Source organism: Streptomyces sp. bgisy100 (genome assembly GCF_057709105.1).
Genome location: NZ_JBYITE010000002.1, coordinates 172003 through 188543 on the forward strand (window position 1 = coordinate 172003; position 16541 = coordinate 188543).

General features: G+C 72.6%; 18 protein-coding genes and 6 tRNA genes. 10 read left to right on the top strand and 14 right to left on the bottom strand.

What is annotated here, in order from left to right; translation table 11 throughout:
- Positions 1-51 precede the first annotated feature (51 nt).
- Positions 52-126: transfer RNA gene (locus AC3EQ1_RS02225), tRNA-Val, on the bottom strand.
- A gap of 65 nt (positions 127-191) precedes the next feature.
- On the bottom strand, positions 192-674 hold the full coding sequence (locus tag AC3EQ1_RS02230) for a TIGR02611 family protein (protein ID WP_432092512.1): 483 nt from the start codon (positions 672-674) through the stop codon (positions 192-194).
- A gap of 190 nt (positions 675-864) precedes the next feature.
- Here AC3EQ1_RS02230 and AC3EQ1_RS02235 point away from each other — a divergent pair, with 190 nt between their 5' ends.
- Positions 865-1278: an SsgA family sporulation/cell division regulator gene (locus tag AC3EQ1_RS02235; RefSeq protein ID WP_003959770.1), complete on the top strand. Its 414-nt coding sequence runs from the start codon at positions 865-867 to the stop codon at positions 1276-1278.
- A 232-nt stretch (positions 1279-1510) separates the two neighbouring features.
- A complete protein-coding gene (locus AC3EQ1_RS02240; RefSeq protein ID WP_432092513.1) occupies positions 1511-2068 on the top strand; it encodes a CGNR zinc finger domain-containing protein in 558 nt (185 codons plus the stop codon).
- Between the two features lie 5 nt (positions 2069-2073).
- Here AC3EQ1_RS02240 and AC3EQ1_RS02245 read toward each other — a convergent pair whose 3' ends face one another.
- Together AC3EQ1_RS02245 and AC3EQ1_RS02250 are read right to left on the bottom strand one after the other, a co-directional pair.
- On the bottom strand, positions 2074-2244 hold the full coding sequence (locus AC3EQ1_RS02245) for a hypothetical protein (RefSeq protein WP_351509266.1): 171 nt from the start codon (positions 2242-2244) through the stop codon (positions 2074-2076).
- A gap of 69 nt (positions 2245-2313) precedes the next feature.
- Positions 2314-2775, bottom strand: a complete 462-nt coding sequence (locus AC3EQ1_RS02250) for a hypothetical protein (RefSeq protein WP_432092514.1) — start codon at positions 2773-2775, stop codon at positions 2314-2316.
- A gap of 428 nt (positions 2776-3203) precedes the next feature.
- Between AC3EQ1_RS02250 and AC3EQ1_RS02255 the strand changes: the two genes are divergently transcribed.
- Positions 3204-3716, top strand: a complete 513-nt coding sequence (locus AC3EQ1_RS02255; protein ID WP_432092515.1) for a DsbA family protein — start codon at positions 3204-3206, stop codon at positions 3714-3716.
- A gap of 112 nt (positions 3717-3828) precedes the next feature.
- On the opposite strand, the gene AC3EQ1_RS02260 is transcribed toward AC3EQ1_RS02255, so the two are convergent.
- The 3 genes from AC3EQ1_RS02260 to AC3EQ1_RS02270 form a co-directional block, all read right to left on the bottom strand.
- A complete protein-coding gene (locus AC3EQ1_RS02260; RefSeq protein WP_432092516.1) occupies positions 3829-4698 on the bottom strand; it encodes a GNAT family N-acetyltransferase in 870 nt (289 codons plus the stop codon).
- Between the two features lie 91 nt (positions 4699-4789).
- A complete protein-coding gene (locus tag AC3EQ1_RS02265; protein WP_432092517.1) occupies positions 4790-5614 on the bottom strand; it encodes an aminotransferase class IV in 825 nt (274 codons plus the stop codon).
- Entirely contained in the window at positions 5611-6669 is a 1059-nt protein-coding gene (locus AC3EQ1_RS02270; RefSeq protein ID WP_432092518.1) for a chorismate-binding protein, read from the bottom strand. Before AC3EQ1_RS02270 ends, AC3EQ1_RS02265 begins: the two co-directional genes overlap by 4 nt.
- 196 nt (positions 6670-6865) lie before the next feature.
- On the opposite strand from AC3EQ1_RS02270, the gene AC3EQ1_RS02275 reads away from it, so the two are divergent.
- The 5 genes from AC3EQ1_RS02275 (at position 6866) to AC3EQ1_RS02295 (ending at position 7331) form a co-directional block, all read left to right on the top strand.
- Positions 6866-6938, top strand: a tRNA-Gly gene (locus tag AC3EQ1_RS02275).
- Between the two features lie 27 nt (positions 6939-6965).
- Positions 6966-7036 (top strand) — tRNA-Cys (locus AC3EQ1_RS02280).
- Between the two features lies 1 nt (position 7037).
- A tRNA-Val gene (locus AC3EQ1_RS02285) sits at positions 7038-7109 on the top strand.
- A gap of 58 nt (positions 7110-7167) precedes the next feature.
- Positions 7168-7239 (top strand) — tRNA-Val (locus tag AC3EQ1_RS02290).
- A gap of 20 nt (positions 7240-7259) precedes the next feature.
- Positions 7260-7331 (top strand) — tRNA-Val (locus AC3EQ1_RS02295).
- Positions 7332-7592: 261 nt separating this feature from the next.
- Here AC3EQ1_RS02295 and AC3EQ1_RS02300 read toward each other — a convergent pair.
- The 4 genes from AC3EQ1_RS02300 to AC3EQ1_RS02315 form a co-directional block, all read right to left on the bottom strand.
- Positions 7593-7886, bottom strand: coding sequence for a TFIIB-type zinc ribbon-containing protein (locus AC3EQ1_RS02300; protein WP_351509277.1), 294 nt, complete (start codon positions 7884-7886; stop codon positions 7593-7595).
- A 67-nt stretch (positions 7887-7953) separates the two neighbouring features.
- Positions 7954-9042, bottom strand: a complete 1089-nt coding sequence (locus AC3EQ1_RS02305) for a phosphotransferase (RefSeq protein ID WP_432092519.1) — start codon at positions 9040-9042, stop codon at positions 7954-7956.
- Between the two features lie 216 nt (positions 9043-9258).
- Positions 9259-9462, bottom strand: coding sequence for a DUF397 domain-containing protein (locus AC3EQ1_RS02310; RefSeq protein ID WP_432092520.1), 204 nt, complete (start codon positions 9460-9462; stop codon positions 9259-9261).
- Positions 9449-10339 carry a helix-turn-helix domain-containing protein gene (locus tag AC3EQ1_RS02315; protein WP_432092521.1) on the bottom strand — a complete coding sequence of 297 codons (891 nt, stop codon included), beginning with the start codon at positions 10337-10339 and terminating at the stop codon, positions 9449-9451. The genes AC3EQ1_RS02310 and AC3EQ1_RS02315 overlap by 14 nt, the downstream gene beginning before the upstream one ends.
- 257 nt (positions 10340-10596) lie before the next feature.
- Here AC3EQ1_RS02315 and AC3EQ1_RS02320 point away from each other — a divergent pair, with 257 nt between their 5' ends.
- Positions 10597-11031: an ATP-binding protein gene (locus AC3EQ1_RS02320; protein WP_432092522.1), complete on the top strand. Its 435-nt coding sequence runs from the start codon at positions 10597-10599 to the stop codon at positions 11029-11031.
- A gap of 273 nt (positions 11032-11304) precedes the next feature.
- Here AC3EQ1_RS02320 and AC3EQ1_RS02325 read toward each other — a convergent pair whose 3' ends face one another.
- Positions 11305-11511: a hypothetical protein gene (locus AC3EQ1_RS02325; RefSeq protein ID WP_432092523.1), complete on the bottom strand. Its 207-nt coding sequence runs from the start codon at positions 11509-11511 to the stop codon at positions 11305-11307.
- Positions 11512-12443: 932 nt separating this feature from the next.
- Between AC3EQ1_RS02325 and AC3EQ1_RS02330 the strand changes: the two genes are divergently transcribed.
- The gene (locus AC3EQ1_RS02330; RefSeq protein WP_432092524.1) at positions 12444-13664 is read left to right on the top strand and encodes a serine/threonine-protein kinase; all 1221 of its coding nucleotides are present in this window, start codon (positions 12444-12446) and stop codon (positions 13662-13664) included.
- Positions 13665-13823: 159 nt separating this feature from the next.
- Here the strand turns inward: AC3EQ1_RS02330 and AC3EQ1_RS02335 are convergent, their stop codons facing one another.
- Both AC3EQ1_RS02335 and cobA read right to left on the bottom strand, forming a co-directional pair.
- The gene (locus AC3EQ1_RS02335; protein ID WP_388848355.1) at positions 13824-14642 is read right to left on the bottom strand and encodes a TrmH family RNA methyltransferase; all 819 of its coding nucleotides are present in this window, start codon (positions 14640-14642) and stop codon (positions 13824-13826) included.
- Positions 14643-14687: 45 nt separating this feature from the next.
- Positions 14688-15914, bottom strand: a complete 1227-nt coding sequence (gene cobA / locus AC3EQ1_RS02340) for a uroporphyrinogen-III C-methyltransferase (RefSeq protein WP_432092525.1) — start codon at positions 15912-15914, stop codon at positions 14688-14690.
- Between the last annotated feature and the right edge of the window lie 627 nt (positions 15915-16541).

The window sequence follows — 16541 nt, forward strand, 5'->3', positions numbered from 1 at the left end:
AGCGAAAAGACCGAGGGCCCGAAGGCTTGAAGCCTTCGGACCCTCGGCCGGTGGTGGGCGATACTGGGTTCGAACCAGTGACCTCTTCGGTGTGAACGAAGCGCTCTCCCGCTGAGCTAATCGCCCGGGCGCAGAGGAAACATTACCGCATGTCAACGGATGCTCCTGACCACCCCGAGGTCAGCCGACGCTCACTGACCGACCTTCCACGGCATCTCGAAACCGAATTTCGAGACGTAGATCGCCACGCCGACCGCGATGATCGCCAGACCTATGGCGGTGAGTGCCATATTGCGTCGGCGCACCCGCGGATCGAGCGCCTTGTGCGCCGCCTCGGTCACTTTCCGTTTCGTCCAGCGCAGCACGAGCTGTGCCCAGACGAACTCGGTGGCCCAGATCGCCATGCCACCGAAGATCACCAGCCAGCCCGGACCGGGCAGCGGCAGCATGATCACGCCGCCTGCCACGACCGCCAGGCCGACCAGGAAAACACCCACCTGCCAGCTCAGATGCAGCGGCTTGGAGGCTTTGATGAACTGCGGCGCCCGGGAGCCGAGTGCCGGCTCCTCGTGCGCGCCGTCCACCTTCTCGACGTCCCCCTGCGTACCGTCCCCCGCAGCGCCGGCGTCCGCCGGGCCGGCGACCTTCCGTCGCTCGTCACTCTCCGCATTCATGCGGCCCAACCTACCCGACCGGAAAGCGTCACCGGAATGGGCGCTGAGGATGACACGCGACTCCGCCGTACGGGGTACCTGAACGGTCTCAAAACGGTCAGAGGGGTTTACAACGACACCGTAGGTGGCATGTCGATTTCGCCGACGTGCGAATCCCCGAGCGCACACTGAGCGAAAGGCCTTGGCGCTTATGAACACCACGGTCAGCTGCGAGCTGCACCTGCGCCTCGTTGTGTCGAGCGAATCCTCCCTGCCCGTTCCGGCGGGCCTGCGGTATGACACGGCCGATCCCTACGCCGTGCACGCCACCTTCCACACCGGAGCCGAGGAGACCGTCGAGTGGGTGTTCGCCCGCGACCTCCTCGCCGAGGGCCTGCACCGGCCCACCGGTACCGGCGATGTCCGGGTGTGGCCGTCCCGCAGTCACGGCCAGGGCGTGGTGTGCATCGCCCTGAGCTCCCCGGAGGGCGAAGCCTTGCTCGAGGCCCCGGCGCGGGCCCTGGAATCGTTCCTCAAGCGGACGGACGCAGCGGTGCCACCGGGCACCGAGCACCGTCACTTCGATCTCGACACCGAGCTCTCCCACATCCTGGCCGAAAGCTGAGCCGGCCTCCGTCCGAAAGGTGACGCAGGGAACCACCACCCGACACGCTCACCGCTCGTAGCCGTCCGACTCGGGGCGACGGCACGGGCCCGGAACACCGCAGGGCGCAGACACCGGCGCCTTCGTCGCGCGGCACACCGCGGCGAAGGCGCCGGTGCGCTGCGGGGCGATAGGGTCGGCCGATGTACGGGGCCGCCGACGCAGCCGCCCGACCACCGGCCAGGGAGCGACCGTGCTGATCAACCACGACACCCGGTGTGCCCTGGACGCCGTCGTCGACCTGGTGAACACCGCGCCGGAGGACGGCGGGCCCGACACTCTGGCCGACACCGCCGCGCTGCGCCGGTTCGTCGACGAGCACGACATCAGCGACGCGGGCGCCCTCGGGGAAGAGGATCTGGCGGCCGTGCGCGAGGTCCGCGACCGCTTCGCCGAGGTCTTCGCGGCCACCGACACCCACGGCACGGTGAAGCTGCTGAACGCGATGGTCGCCGCCGCGGGCACCACGCCCCGGCTCACCGACCACGACGGCTACGACTGGCATGTGCACTACTTCGCCCCCGGGGCCTCCCTGGCCGACCACCTCGCGGCGGACGGCGGCATGGCGCTGGCCTTCCTGGTGGTCGACGGCGAGCGGGAACGGCTGCGGCGCTGCGAGGCGCCGGACTGCCGGCGCGCGTTCGTGGACCTGTCGCGGAACCGGTCCCGCCGCTACTGCGACAGCCGCACCTGCGGCAACCGGCTGCATGTCGCCGCCTACCGGGCGCGGCGCCGGGAGGCCGGGGACTGACCCGGTCAGTTGAGGTCGTAGAGCGCCCCGAACAGCAGCAGCGTGCCGATCACTGTCAGGAACAGCATCAGGGGCGGCTGGGAGAGGGCGAAGAGGCAGCCGCGTGTCTCGGCGGCGGGGCTCCCGGCGGGCGGGGCCAGCGGGTCGGTGCCCGCGGAGGCGAGGTCGTCGTTCATCTCGCGCAGATGATGGCGCAGCCGCCCGACCCCATGAGCGCCAACACGCTCGTATGGGTGGGGAGTTCGTCAAATGCCGTGCTTTTTGAGGATGGCTTCGATATCGGCGAAGTCGTCCCCCTTCTTCGGCGCGGCCTTGCCGCCGGGGCGTGTCGCGGGGCGCCCGGAGCCCGGTGACGGGGCGGGTTCGACCGCTCCGGCGGACCGGGGGCGCGCGACGGCGTCGGGCTCCGCGGAGCCCTTGCGGCGCCGGCCGACGAGGCGGACGGTCACGAAGAGCACGGCCGACAGGGCCAGGACCGCGAAGCCCGCCCACACCTGGGGCTCGAAGACCAGGCCCGCGGCCCAGTCGCCGATGGCGGTGCCGATGTCGGCCAGCAGATCCGCCAGCCCGGCCATGGCCAGGCCCACCGGGATCAGCGCGAAGGCGGCGATCCGTGTCGCGCGGAGGAACCGGCGGCGGTACGCGGTGAGGATCGCGACGGCGAGACCCGCCGCGGACAGCGCCACACAGACGGTCGTGGTCAGCATCGTGTGCTCCCGCCGGACGTGACGATCATGTCCACTCCTCCCCGTGGAACGGCACCCCGACTCCATCGTGCACCGCCTGCCGAGGCCCGTGCCATGCCCCGGGGCCGGTCTCCGGGAGATCTCAGGGGTGCCGTCCGGCTTCCGGGGGACGGCTGCCCCTCAGGTCAGGCGGCGGGCCGCGGGGTGCCCGGTCCCGGGGCGGTTCCCGGCGCCGGTGCGTGCGCCGGGCCGGTTCCGGGCCCGTCCCGCCCTTCGCCGGACGCACGGCGCGGGCCTCCTCCCGGCCCTCCCCCGGTCCGCGGCTCCCCGAGGGCGCGGCTCCCCCGAGGGCGCGGCTTGCCGAGGCGCGGCTTGCCGAGGGCGCGGCTGACGGGCGGGGCCCGGTGACCCGGGTCCGGGGCGTCCGCCGTGGCTGGGAGACTGGCGTCATGAGCCTCACCACCCCCGCCCGCGCGACCCTCGACATCTGGTGCGAGCTGCAGTGCCCCGACTGCCGCACCGCCCTGGAGGACCTCCGGGCCCTCCGCGCCCGCTACGGCGACGCCCTGGAGGTGCGGCTGCGGCACTTCCCGCTGGAACGGCACAAGCACGCCTACGCCGCCGCACAGGCGGCCGAGGAGGCCGCCGAGCAGGGCAGCGGCTGGGCGTACATCGAGGCCGTCCTGGAGCGCACCGAGGAGCTGGCGCGCCGGGGCGAGCCGCTGCTCGTCGAGATCGCCGGCGAACTCGGCCTGGACGCCGAGGAGATGGACACCGCCCTGATCGACGGCCGCCACCTGCTGATCGTGGACGCCGACCAGGCGGAGGGGAAGGCGATCGGTGTCACCGGCACTCCGACGTATGTGATCGACGGCGAGCGGCTGGACGGCGGGAAGAGCCAGGACGGCCTGCGGGAGCGGATCGCGGAGATCGCCGACCGGCTGCTGGCCCGGCAGGGCTGACCGGCCCGGCAGGGCTGACCGGCCCGGCAGGGCTGACCGGCCCGGCCGGGCCGACAGGACAGGCCGGGCCGACAGGACAGGCCGGGCCGCCGCGTGGCGCCGACGGCCGGGTTCAGAGCAGCGTCTTGGCCAGGTGGTGGCCGGTCGGCGCGTAGCCGAGGGACTCGTAGAGCCGGAGCGCGGGGGTGTTGTCCACGAAGACGTTGAGCCCCAGCCGGGCGGCTCCGGCGGCCCGGCACTCCCGCTCGGCCAGCAGCATCAGGGAACGCCCGTGCCCCTGCCCGCGGTGCTCAGCGGCCACCTCGACGTCGAAGACGAAGGCATCCGTGCCGTCGGGCAGGCGCTCACCGAGCGAGAGCCAGAGGGTGCCCACTTCGGTGCCGCGGTGGGACAGGACGCGGACGACAGCACCGGCGGTGTCCAGGCCGTCCGGGAGCAGAGCGGCCTCGTCGGCCTCGGACTTGGCCCACGCCTGCTCCGCGGGCACGCCCCGCGCGATCCACTCCTCCGCGTAGCCGCGCTTCCCGGCCTCCCGCCAGGCCGGGTACTCCGCGGCGGACATCGGGCGGGCCGCGCTCCCCGCGGGGAGCGACGGCGGCCGTTCCGGGAGCTGCTTCGCCATGCCGCGGTTGCGCTCGGTGTAGCCCAGGGCGGCGGCCAGCGCGACGGCGGCCCCGGCACCAGCACCAGCACCAGCACCAGCACCAGCACCAGCGGGGACGCTCACCTCGGCCCGGCGGCAGCCCCAGCCGCGCAGCACCTCCTCGGCGGCGAGGGCGGCGACGGTGGCCCGGCCGCGCCGCCGGTCCGCCTCGTCGATCCGCAGCTCCCGGATCCGGCCGACGGACGGACCGAAGCGCTCGTCGGTGGAGAGGCGGACCGTGCCGACGGGACGCCCGTTGACGCACACCTCGTAGCCGCGGGCCCGCAGGCCGTCCGGACCGTGCTGTTCCGGCCCCGTGGGCCGCAGAGTGGTGGTCATGCGTGGGTTGTACCGGCTCGGCGCCGCGTCGTCATCCGATTTCCCCGAAGCCGCAGGCGGGACGGACCGGGACCGGCGGCGGGCGGGCCCGTCAGCGCGGGTCGAAGTCCGCGGCCGACCGCTCGTCGAAGATCCGCATGGCCTTGGCCGTCACCGGCCCCGGCGCGCCGGGCAGTTCGCGGTCGTCCACCCGGTGCACGGCCTGGACATCGCGGAGCGAGGACGTCAGGAAGACCTCGTCGGCCCGTTCCAGCACGTCCTGCGGCAGATCCCTCTCGGTGGCACCGGCCCAGTCCACGACGAGTGCCCGGGTGATACCCGCCAGCGGGCCGGCGGACAGCGGCGGGGTGTACAGCTCGCCGTCGAGCACGACGAAGACATTGGCGCCGGTGCCCTCGCAGAGCCGGCCCGCCGTGTTGGGCAGCAGCGCCTCGGAGGCGCCGTGCTCGCGGGCGCGGGCCAGGGCCACCACGTTCTCTCCGTAGGAGGTGGTCTTCAGGCCGGCCAGCGCGCCGCGTTCGTTGCGGGTCCAGGGCACGGTCACGACCGCGGTGGTGTCCGGCCGACGGGTCGTCTCCCCCAGCGCGACGACCAGCGTCGGCCCGCCGGTCCCCCGGTCCGAGCCGAGCGGCGACAGCCCGCCGGTGTAGGTGATCCGCAGCCGGCCGAGCGCCATCGGGTTGGCCGCCAGCACCGCCTCGCAGGCCCGGCGCACCTCGTCCCGGTCGGGGTCGGGCAGCCCGAGGCCGCGCGCGGAGCGGGCCAGCCGGTCGAGGTGGCGGGTGAGCGCGAAGGGGCGGCCCTCGACCGCCTTGATCGTCTCGAAGACGCCGTCCCCGACGGTCAGGCCGTGGTCGAAGACGGAGACCCGCGCCGAACCGGCGTCCTGCAGCTTTCCGTCGAGCCAGATCTTCACCGTACGATTCCTCCGGTTTCACGGTAAGCCCCCGACGCTACCGCGAGCAGCCGGGCGGCCTTCAGCTCGGTCTCCTCCCACTCTCTCTCAGGGTCGGAGCCCCAGGTGATCCCGGCTCCGGCACCGAACCGCAGCAGCGGGCCGCCGGGGGCCTCGCGGTCCACCCAGAAGGTCCGGATCCCCACGGCCAGCTCGGCGGTGCCGCGGTCGGCGTCCACCCAGCCGATGCCACCGCAGTACGGACCGCGGGGCGCGTTCTCCAGTGCCTCGATGATCCGCAGCGCGCTGCTCTTGGGGGCGCCGGTGACCGAGCCTGGCGGGAAGGCGGCCGCCAGCAGCTCCGGCCAGCCCGCGCCCTCGGCCAGCTCGCCCCGGACGGTGGAGACCAAGTGCACCAGGCCGGGGTGCTCCTCGACGGCGCAGAGTGCCGGGACGGTCACCGTGCCGGTGGCGCAGACGCGGCCCAGGTCGTTGCGGACCAGGTCCACGATCATCACGTTCTCGGCGCGGTCCTTCTCCAGCAGTTCGTCGGCGCTCCGCGCGGTGCCCTTGATGGGCCCGGACTCCACGGTCCGGCCGGAGCGGCGCAGGAAGAGCTCGGGCGAGGCGGTGGCGAGCTCCACGCCGTGCGCGGGCAGTCGGACCGTGCCCGCGTAGGGCGCCGGATTGCCGCGGGCCAGCAGCGCGGTCAGCGCGTCGACATCGGCCCCGGCCGGGTCGGGCAGCGGCGCGGACAGCACCCGGCAGAGGTTCGCCTGGTAGACCTCGCCGGCCGCTATGCACTCCCGTATCCGGTGGACCCCGGCCCGGTACGCGGTGCGGTCCAGGGAGGACGTCCAGTCGCCGGGCGCCGGACCGCTCCAGGCCCCGGGCACCACCTCGGGCACGGGTTCACGCCGTACGTCCGCGAACCGGGCGCAGATCAGGCGGCCCTCGAAGTCCGCGGTCACCGCCCAGAAACCGGCCGAGTCCAGAGCTGCGGGGTCGCTGGTGACGTCGCGCAGATCAGTGGCGACGAGAGAGCCGAAGCGAGCCAGAGGGGCGAGGTCGTACACGGCTGCGAGTCTATGGCGGGCGCCCCCGGCGTGCCCCGGGCGCGGTCAGTCGCGCGGTCCGGGCGGAGAGCAGCGCAGCACGCTGGGGAAACGGAATTTGAGCTGGCCCAGGAATCCGCTAGAGTTCAACACGTCGCCGGGACGCGGAAGCGCACCGGGGACAGCACCTCCCGGACACGTTCCGGGGGAGGCACCTGCGGACGTGGCTCAGTTGGTAGAGCATCACCTTGCCAAGGTGAGGGTCGCGAGTTCGAATCTCGTCGTCCGCTCGATGGGGGTCCTCGGACTCCCACGCTGGTGGAGTGGCCGAGAGGCGAGGCAACGGCCTGCAAAGCCGTCTACACGGGTTCAAATCCCGTCTCCACCTCGGACGATTAGCTCAGCGGGAGAGCGCTTCCCTGACACGGAAGAGGTCACTGGTTCAATCCCAGTATCGTCCACTGGGCCCGTAAGGGCCGCCTGCATCACCCGCGGTATCTTTCGATGCCGCACCCACCCGCGCGATTAGCTCAGCGGGAGAGCGCTTCCCTGACACGGAAGAGGTCACTGGTTCAATCCCAGTATCGCGCACGCATCACCTGCACCACCGAGGACGATTAGCTCAGCGGGAGAGCGCTTCCCTGACACGGAAGAGGTCACTGGTTCAATCCCAGTATCGTCCACGCATCACGCACAGAGGCCGAGGGCCGGAGCTTCGAGCTCCGGCCCTCGGCTGTTTGCCGTTGCCCCGGCCGCGTTGCGTGTCGCCCACCCGCGTCTCGTGAGGTGCGGCCGTACGCAGGGCCGGGGGCGCGTGGGTTCCTGTGGTGCGCAGGCTCCCGTGCTGGACAGACTCCTGTGGTGCGGATGTTCCGGGCGTAATTGACGTCCGGGGCTCGACCTGGACATCCCAGGCGCGTCCAGGGCCTACCGGGACATAGCGCTCAGGAGGAGAAGAGCATCCGGCCGAAGCTCTTGTGACCGTGATGACCATGGTGACCGTGGTGGCCGTGATGCCCGTGGTGCGGAGCGCCCCAGGCCGGAGCGGCCGGGGCCGGGTACGCCTGCGGCGGCGCCGGCGGGGGCGGGGCCTGCTGCGCCCACTGCGACTCCAGCCGGGTCAGCGACTCCAGCTCGCCGTAGTCGAGGAATATCCCCCGGCAGCCGCTGCACTGCTCGATCTGGACACCGTTGCGGTTGTACGTGTGCATCGGCGCACGGCACTTGGGACACTGCATCGTCGTTCAGCTCCTTGCCAGTCCATCGGACGTCGCCGGAAGTCTGCCCGGCGACGGCGACTTCACCCTACGGCGTGCGGTCGCACTCTCCACCGGGGAGCGCGAGGATCCGGGCGCAGGCGTCGACCAGGGCCTGTTCCACCTCGTCCGGGGCACGGCGCTCCCCGGCTGCCCTGACCAGCGCCAGCGCGGCGGACTGGACCGTCAGCGCGCGGGCGGGCACGTCGAGTTCCGGCCAGGGGTCGCCCTCGGGGCACACCGCGGGGCCACCACCGGCGCGGTAGGCGGTGAGGAACCGCTGCCAGACGTCGGGGGCGAGCAGTCCGGTGGCGTACCAGGCCGCGGGGCGGGCCAGGTCCCAGGCGGGGTCGCCGAGCCCGAGGTCGTCCACGTCGATCAGCAGCCACGGGCCGTCCGTTGCGGGGTGCCTGACGAGCTGCCCGAGGTGCAGATCACCGTGGCAGAGGAACCCGGTCCGAGGTGAGGCTCCCCGGGGCGGGGCGGCCTCGGCTCGGAGCGGGGCCGGCCCCGTTCGGGGCGGGGTGGCCCGGGGCGGTGCGGCTTCTGCACGGATCGGGTGCTCTTGGGGAGGGTGCGGTGCGGCACCGGCTCGGAGCGGGGCTGTCGGGGGCCGGGGCGGTGCAGCCTCGCCGTGAGCCCACGGCGGCAGTCCGGACGCGGCCCGCAGCACGGTGGCGGCGGCCGTTCCGGGGGCGCCGGCCGCGCGCAGCCGGCGCAGGGCCCTGGCCACCTTCGCCGGGCCGCGCATCGGCGGTATCGGGCCAGGCAGTTCGGCCACCGGTACGGAGTGCAGCCGGGCGAGGAGGGCCGCGGCCTCCTCCCAGGGCGCGGCGTCCGGGTCGTCCGGCGCCACGGGCGCCCCGAGCGGCCAGAGGCTGGCCGGGCGGCCGTCGGCGTCCAGCAGCCGGCCGTCACCGAGGGGCGCGAGGAGGATCCCGGCGAGCAGCGGGTCGCGGGCGACAGCGATCCGGGCGGCCAGGTCACCCCGGTCGCTGTCCGGGGCATGGGCTTTGGACACCACGGGGCCGACACGGACGACGGTGCCGTCGGGCCGGTCGGCGAGCACGACCGCCCGGCCGTCGGGCGAGGCCCCCCGCCCGAGCGCGGCCAGCCGGTCGGTCAGCGGCGTGCCCATGGTGTCCCCACTCCTTGTGGCCGGTGGACCCGCATGTACGGTGCAGATCCCCCAGCGGCCCCGGGGCGCATCGTACGGGCCGGACGCGCGCTGGACGGGGTATCGGCGGTCCTGGTCGGTCTCAGCCGCCCGGTGGGCGTTCACCACACGCAGGGGACGCAAAGCGCCCCGCCACCGTCCCTGCCGGCGGTGGGGCGCCTCGTCATTCCGCCCTCATCAGGCGTCGAATTCACCGTCGGCAACCCCCGCGACGAACGCCTGCCACTCCCCCGTGGAGAACGTCAGCGCCGGCCCACTGCGATCCTTGGTGTCGCGCGTCCTGACGGCCTCAGCCTCGATCAGCACCTCAACGCAGTTGGCGTTCTGGTTGCTGTAGCTCGACTTGAACCACTCACCATGCGTGCGATCAGACCTGTTCATGTTTCCCTGCCGTGTCGGAGATGAGGCGCCGTGACGCCTGCTCGTCGAGCGATGCTTTCCACATGTTGTCGAACGCAGCCTCGTAGCCCTGCACCTCATGGGGTTTGTCCAGATACAGACTCCCTGTGTAGCCGTCCGCATACACAGTCGGCGGCTCCGTGTCGGTGCCATCACCGTTCACAGGGAACCGAAGGACGACGAACGGCCCTGACACCACCCCGTGGTGCAGACCAGCAGCGAAGGGGACGACTCGGATCATGACATTGGGCAGCGTGGAGGCCTCGACCAGGTGAGCCAACTGCTCCGCCATGACCGACCGCCCTCCCACCGGGCGCAGAAGCACTGCCTCATTGAGCACCAAGCGCAACAACGGTGGCGATGTCCGGCGAGTGAGTAGCGTCTGCCGCTCGATCCGCAGGCGGACCATTCGCTCGATCTCTTCGTCAGTGTCCTGCTCGCCCGCATGAGCGCGGATGATCGCCCGGGCGTACCCCTCGGTTTGGAGCAGGCCAGGCACAAGTTCACTCTCATACGAGGCGAGGCCCGCCGCCGCTTCTTCCAAACCGATGTACAGGTCGAATCCCTCTGGGATCACATCACCATAGGCGTGCCACCAGCCCTTCGATTTCGTCTCCTTGGCGAGCCCCATCAGCGCTTCGGTGAGGTCCGTCGACGCCCCGTACGCCGCGCACATGGCCTTCACGTCCAGACTTCGCAAGGACGTTTGACCAGTCTCGATGCGCCACATCTTCGCCTCGGACCACTCGAGTTCACGGGCAGCGGCCCGCACCGTGAGACGGCTCTTGCTTCGTAGATCGCGTAAATACCGGCCCAGTTGGCGCCTTGGCACCGTAGAACCGGTTGAGTGTTCGACCACCTGCCACCCCTCCACTACCTCACCGTGAAGCACTCCCAACGCCCAAAATGAAAGCATCAGACCCCTACATTCGCAATGCATTCCACCATTTGGGTTACTCATTACGAATTCTCGAAATGAAGTCTTGCAGATTTCAGCACCCAAGCGTCAGGCTGAGCCATCAGATCGCTCTGCGCATCAACATCGCTACGCAGATGGTCTGTTGATGTCACGTCATGCCTGCGCAGGAACGCGCAGGAGGCAGGAGCGCCCGCACTATGGCCACGTCCCATGACCGGCTACCTACCGACCGGATCTCGCTTCCAACGGACCCGCCACCGCAGGTCCTCTACGCCAGCGAACCGGCATCCGTCGGCCACGCCCGTGATTACGCGCGCGAGGTCGTCGAGCACGCCTTACCCGGCATCGATGACGAGTTCGTCCGCGACGTGCAACTCGTTGTGTCCGAGCTGGTCACCAACGCCGTCCGGTACGGCACCGAGCCGGACGACTTCCTCGCCCTGGTCGTCACCGTGACGGCAGGCCGGGTCCGCATCGAGGTGCACGACCCGGTCCGCAGGCGACCGCACTTCAAGCGGGAGTCCGAGGAGCGGCAGCGCGGGCGCGGGATGTTCATCGTGGACCACCTCGCGAAGTGGGGCGTGGACGACCGTCCGTTCGGCAAGGTCGTCTGGGCCGAGGTGAGCAGATGATCAGCCTGGCGCAACCGATGCCGAGCCGATCGCATGACAGCCGATGGGCCCGGGTCCCCTACGTTGTCGTCCCGCTGCGGCAGGCCCGACTCCGGTGTCTTGTCCCGAGCCACACCAGTGACCTGTTCAGGCAGGTCACAGGCCCGGACGGCGCGATGCCCGGACGGCTCCCCAGCCGTCCGGGCATTCGTGCCGTCCGTCGCACCCCCGTCCCCACGGGGCTGTTGACCGGATGCCTTACCGGGCCGCTCTCCCGGGAAGACGGAGCGCCGTTCAGCGCCCCAGGGCTCCGGCCATGGACGACGCCTGAGTGACGACGGCCTCCCAGCCGCCGAAGGTGACCGCCAGGAGCATCGCGAGGGGCAGCACCATGGCCGCGGCGACCAGGGGGTGACGCGTGCCGGACCTGCGGACGCCGATGGTGGCGACTGCCTTGAGTCCCCGCGACCGGCCGATGGTCCGTCCTGCCATGTCCGCCATTGCCCCCGCCTCCTGTGGTCTGTGGGGCGGCGGACGTCTGACCTCGGGGGACGAGTGATCCGTCCGCCGCTTGTGATCAACATTAGGGCCGCATCGGCTCGGGGTCGTCATGCCCTCGTACTGATTGCCGGGCATCCCCGAGGATGACGGTCAACCCGCCGGGATACTCCGCAGGGTGGAGATGCGCCCTCGCATGCAGGGGTTATCCCGGCCGGGTCCGGCGTCCGTGCGGGTCCCGCACCGGGCGTTCGGGCGCTCTCCGCCGGGGCGCTCCCCCGTGCGGCACCGGCCCCTCTCCCCGACCGTACCGGGGCGGCCGTCGGGGCGGGCGAGCAGCGGTGCGGCCCGACCGTGTGCGGCCGTCCCGCCCCTGCCGGGGCCGGGCGGCCGTTCGGGTACGGGGCAGAGGCCACGCACCTCCTGGACGGGTGGACGGGAGGTGACATCGCTCACGCGCCCCTCCCCCGGCCGCGGCGCGCCCCGGCTGCCGCGGGTGCGCCGGTGGATCCGTCCGCCGTCGCTCCGGCGGAGGACTCGGGCCCCGGGAGGCCGCCCGGCATGGGTCCTTCACCGTCTCAACTGGCCTGTCACAAAAGGAAGTTGATCTTCCGTGCGGCCCCGGCGGGGGCGGGCCGGGCCTTGTCCCGACCGCTCGTTCCGGATTCCTGTCCGGTACTGACACTCCGTCTGACGACGCATGCGCGGCCTATGAGCACACCGGGCCGTCAATCCGTAAGCTGTGCCACGTCAGACGGACGGGCAGCGGAGTGGGGCCTCCCCACCAGAGGTAGGGGGCGGGTTCTCCCCACCGGAGGTAGCGGTGGGGCACCCCCACCGGAGGCAGAGGTGGGGCACCCCCACCGGAGGCAGAGGTGGGGGCATCCCCACCGGAGGTAGGCGTGGGGTATCCCCACCGGAGGTAGGGGACGGACATGGCGATGATGCGGCTCCGGCGCGAGGACCCGCGTGTCGTCGGCTCGTTCAGGCTGCACCGGCGGCTGGGTGCCGGCGGGATGGGCGTGGTCTACCTCGGCTCGGACCGGCGCGGTCAGCGGGTGGCGCTGAAGGTGATCCGGCCGGACCTGGCGGAGGATCAGGAGTTCCGGTCGCGGTTCGCCCGTGAGGTGTCGGCGGCCCGGCGCATCCGCGGCGGCTGCACCGCCCGGCTCGTGGCGGCCGACCTGGACGCCGACCGGCCCTGGTTCGCCACCCAGTACGTACCGGGCCCTTCGCTGCACGACAAGGTCGGCGAGGACGGTCCGCTCTCCGCGGCCCGGACCGCATCCATCGGCGCCGCGCTGTCGGAGGGGCTGGTGGCGGTGCACGAGGCGGGAGTTGTCCACCGCGACCTCAAGCCGTCGAACATCCTGCTCTCCCCCAAGGGCCCCCGCATCATCGACTTCGGTATCGCCTGGGCGACCGGAGCCAGCACGCTCACCCATGTGGGCACCGCCGTCGGCTCCCCCGGCTTCCTCGCCCCGGAGCAGGTGCGGGGCGCGGCCGTCACCCCGGCGACCGATGTCTTCGCCCTGGGCGCGACGCTCGCCTACTGCGCGACGGCGGATTCGCCGTTCGGGCAGGGCAGTTCGGAAGTGATGCTCTACCGGGTGGTGCACGAGGAGCCGCAGCTGCACGGTGTGCCCGACGCGCTGGCGCCGCTGATCCAGGCGTGCCTGGCGAAGAACCCGGAGGAGCGGCCGACCACGCTGCAGCTGTCGATGCGGCTCAAGGAGATCGCGACGCGCGAGGCCCACGGCCGGGACCCGGAACGAGCGCCGGTGGCTCTCGCCGACGACTACCCGCGGCAGCGCGCGGAGCGGCGACCGGCGGTGGGGCAGGGCTCCCGCGACCGCTCCACGCGCCCCTTGCCGCCGCGGACCGGTCCCCAGTCCGGACCGCACTCGGGACCGCACTCCGGGCGGCGCACGCCGCCGCCGCGCAACGGAACCCGCCCCAGCGGCCGGAGGCCTGCGCGCCCCACGGGGCCGGGACGCCGTCCCGGACCGGACCGGCGGCTGCTGCGGCAGCGGCTCATCGTGTTCGTCACGGTGACCCTGCTGGTGGCACTGGGCATCGCGGCGGCACAGGGGTGCCAGGGTCCGGCGCGGAGCCTGGGGCTGATCGACCGGCCGGGGCAGAGCACCCTGCGCTGATCCGGGTGCGGTTGCGCGGCGCCTGCCGCCACGGACCCCGATGCTGCCGACGCGTGCCGTCGGCAGCAGGCTCGGTCGGTTCTCTCAGGGAAGGTGCCGCCACCACGACGACCAGGGCGTCCGGCCGTCAGGGCGCACCCGGGCCGCCTCCGGGCCGTCTCAGTCCCGCGGCCGGCCGGTGGCGACGGCGTAGAACGCGACGGCGGCCGCGGCGCCCACATTGAGTGAGTCGACGCCGTGGGCCATCGGGATCCGGACCCATTCGTCCGCGGCGACCAGCGCCTGGGTGGACAGCCCGTCGCCCTCGGCGCCCAGCATCAGGGCCACCCGGTCCAGCCGGTGCGGAGCGGTCTCGTCGATGGCGGAGGCCTTCGGGTCCGGGGTCAGGGCGAGCAGGGAGTACCCGGCTTCGCGCACCGACTCCAGGCCGCGCGGCCAGTTCTCCAGCCGGGCGTAGGGGACGGAGAAGACGGCGCCCATCGAGACCTTGACCGACCGCCGGTAGAGCGGATCGGCGCAGTCCGGGGAGAGGAGCACCGCGTCCATCCCCAGCGCGGCGGCGCTGCGGAATATGGCCCCGATGTTGGTGTGGTCGTTGACGGATTCCAGCACGACGACCCGGCGGGCCCCGGCCAGCAGTTCGTCGGCGGTGGGCAGCGGCTTGCGCTGCATGGAGGCCAGGGCGCCGCGGTGCACGTGGTAGCCCGTGACCTGTTCGGCGAGTTCGGGGCTGACCGCGTAGACGGGCGCCGGGACCTCGTCGATCACATCCCGCATCACGTCGACCCACTTGGCCGACAGCAGCATGGAGCGCATCTCGTACCCGGCGTGGCGTGCGCGCCGGATCACCTTCTCGCCCTCCGCGATGAACAGGCCTTCCGCGGGCTCCCGCTTCCGCCGGAGTTCGACGTCCGTCAGGCCCGTGTAGTCGCGCAGCCGGGGATCGCCCGGGTCGTCGACCGTGATGAGATCAGCCACAGGGTGATCCTGCCTTGTCCCGACCGCGGTGCCAACGGTGGGGGGTCACGCGCGCCCGGCCGGGCCGACGCCGACGACATCGCCCACGACCACGACGGCCGGCGGCCGGATGCCCTCGGCCCGCACCTTCGCGGCGACGTCGGCCAGGGTGCCGTCCACCCGCCGCTGGGCGGCCGTGGTGCCCTCCTGGATGACGGCGACCGGGGTGTCCGCGGGCCGGCCGTGCTCGACGAGCGCGGCGGCGATGGACTCGATGCGTTCGACGGCCATCAGCAGCACCAGGGTGCCCCGCAGCCGGGCGAGGGCCTGCCAGTCGACGAGCGAGCGCGGGTCGTCCGGGGCGACGTGTCCGCTGGCCACGGTGAACTCATGGGCCACACCGCGGTGCGTGACCGGGATCCCGGCGGCGGCGGGGACGCTGATGGAGCTGGAGATGCCCGGCACGACGGTGCACGGAATCCCGGCCTCCGCCAGTGCCTCGGCCTCCTCCATGCCGCGGCCGAAGACGAACGGGTCCCCGCCCTTCAGCCGGACGACGGCCTTTCCGGCCTTGGCGTGCTCGATGAGCGCGTTGTTGATGGCCTCCTGGGCCATGAACCGGCCGTACGGGATCTTCGCCGCGTCGATCACCTCGACGTGCGGCGGGAGTTCGTCGAGCAGGTCCCGCGGGCCCAGCCGGTCGGCGATCACCACGTCCGCCTCGGCGAGCAGCCGCCGTCCGCGCACGGTGATCAGGTCCGGGTCGCCGGGGCCGCCGCCGACGAGCGCGACGCCGGAGCTGTGCGCCCGGTGGTGCGGGGCGGCGAGCGTGCCGTCGCGCAGGCCCTCGACCACGGCGTCGCGCACCGCGGCCGACCGGCGCGGGTCGCGGCCGGTGAGCACCGCGACGGTCACGCCCTCGCTGCGGCCGGTGGCCGGGGTCCAGGCCGTGGCGGCCTCGGCGTCGTCGCTGCGGACGCACCAGATGCGGCGGGCCTCCGCCTCGGCGGACGCCGTGGCGTTGGCCTCGGGGTCGTCGGTGGTGATCACCACGTACCAGGCCTCCGCGAGGTCGCCCTCGAGGTAGCGCCGCCGCTCCCAGCGCAGTTCGCCGGCCTCGGCCATCGCCTCCACCGACGGGGTGGCGGACGGCGAGACCAGCAGCACGTCCGCTCCGGCGGCGAGCAGTCCCGGCAGCCGCCGCTGGGCCACCTCGCCGGCGCCGAGCACGACGACGCGGCGTCCGGCGAGACGCAGTCCGACTGGGTAGGCGGTGGCGGCGTTCTCGGTCATGGCGGTGGGGCTCCTCATACGGGGAGAAGGGAGTGGCGCCGCTGCGACCCTGGAGCGGCGGAAAGGGGTGCCCTGCTGCGGACACCCTACGGGGCGACTCCGCCCGCGGCACAGGAGATCATCGCAGGCCCGGGGCCCGCGACGGCGGCCGGGTGCCCGTCCGGGGCTTCTCGGCGCCGGGCGGGGCGGCGGAGGGGCCGACACCGGTACGGGGCGGCGGCGTTCCGGTGACGGGACCGAGCGGAGACCCGGCAGGGGCGCGGGGGCAGGTCTCCGAGCAGGGTGGAGCCGAGTCGGGGCAGCGCCGAGGTGAGCCCGAGAGCCGCAAGCTCTTGATCTTGGCGGGTGTGGTGGCCGGTCAGCTCAACGCAGGCCGGCGGCCGGGAGTGCGTCGACGCGGACGGGGCCGACCGTTCCGCTCCCCGTTGTGGTGGTCGCATTCGACCCCGGCTGTCAGCAAACCCTGTCATCAGCCGTCATTGGATTCGATGGGATCGGCGCCTCCGCCGGGCCCGGGAAAGTCCCGGGTTCATTGGATGCCCGCCGCGCCTGTCGTCATTCATTCCTTGACGACTTCAATGACGCGGAGACCGAAGACCGGCGGATCCAGGTTGGGCAGGGCCGGGT

What these genes read in the sequence shown, in the direction of transcription:
- AC3EQ1_RS02300 (WP_351509277.1), bottom strand. Translation starts at nt 7,886, where the DNA reads ATGCAGTGTCCCAAGTGCCGTGCGCCGATGCACACGTACAACCGCAAC.
- AC3EQ1_RS02245 (WP_351509266.1), bottom strand. Translation starts at nt 2,244, where the DNA reads ATGAACGACGACCTCGCCTCCGCGGGCACCGACCCGCTGGCCCCGCCC.
- AC3EQ1_RS02320 (WP_432092522.1), top strand. Translation starts at nt 10,597, where the DNA reads ATGGCCACGTCCCATGACCGGCTACCTACCGACCGGATCTCGCTTCCA.
- AC3EQ1_RS02235 (WP_003959770.1), top strand. Translation starts at nt 865, where the DNA reads ATGAACACCACGGTCAGCTGCGAGCTGCACCTGCGCCTCGTTGTGTCG.
- AC3EQ1_RS02250 (WP_432092514.1), bottom strand. Translation starts at nt 2,775, where the DNA reads ATGCTGACCACGACCGTCTGTGTGGCGCTGTCCGCGGCGGGTCTCGCC.
- AC3EQ1_RS02330 (WP_432092524.1), top strand. Translation starts at nt 12,444, where the DNA reads ATGGCGATGATGCGGCTCCGGCGCGAGGACCCGCGTGTCGTCGGCTCG.
- AC3EQ1_RS02310 (WP_432092520.1), bottom strand. Translation starts at nt 9,462, where the DNA reads ATGAACAGGTCTGATCGCACGCATGGTGAGTGGTTCAAGTCGAGCTAC.
- AC3EQ1_RS02255 (WP_432092515.1), top strand. Translation starts at nt 3,204, where the DNA reads ATGAGCCTCACCACCCCCGCCCGCGCGACCCTCGACATCTGGTGCGAG.
- AC3EQ1_RS02260 (WP_432092516.1), bottom strand. Translation starts at nt 4,698, where the DNA reads ATGACCACCACTCTGCGGCCCACGGGGCCGGAACAGCACGGTCCGGAC.
- cobA (WP_432092525.1), bottom strand. Translation starts at nt 15,914, where the DNA reads ATGACCGAGAACGCCGCCACCGCCTACCCAGTCGGACTGCGTCTCGCC.
- AC3EQ1_RS02230 (WP_432092512.1), bottom strand. Translation starts at nt 674, where the DNA reads ATGAATGCGGAGAGTGACGAGCGACGGAAGGTCGCCGGCCCGGCGGAC.
- AC3EQ1_RS02325 (WP_432092523.1), bottom strand. Translation starts at nt 11,511, where the DNA reads ATGGCGGACATGGCAGGACGGACCATCGGCCGGTCGCGGGGACTCAAG.
- AC3EQ1_RS02305 (WP_432092519.1), bottom strand. Translation starts at nt 9,042, where the DNA reads ATGGGCACGCCGCTGACCGACCGGCTGGCCGCGCTCGGGCGGGGGGCC.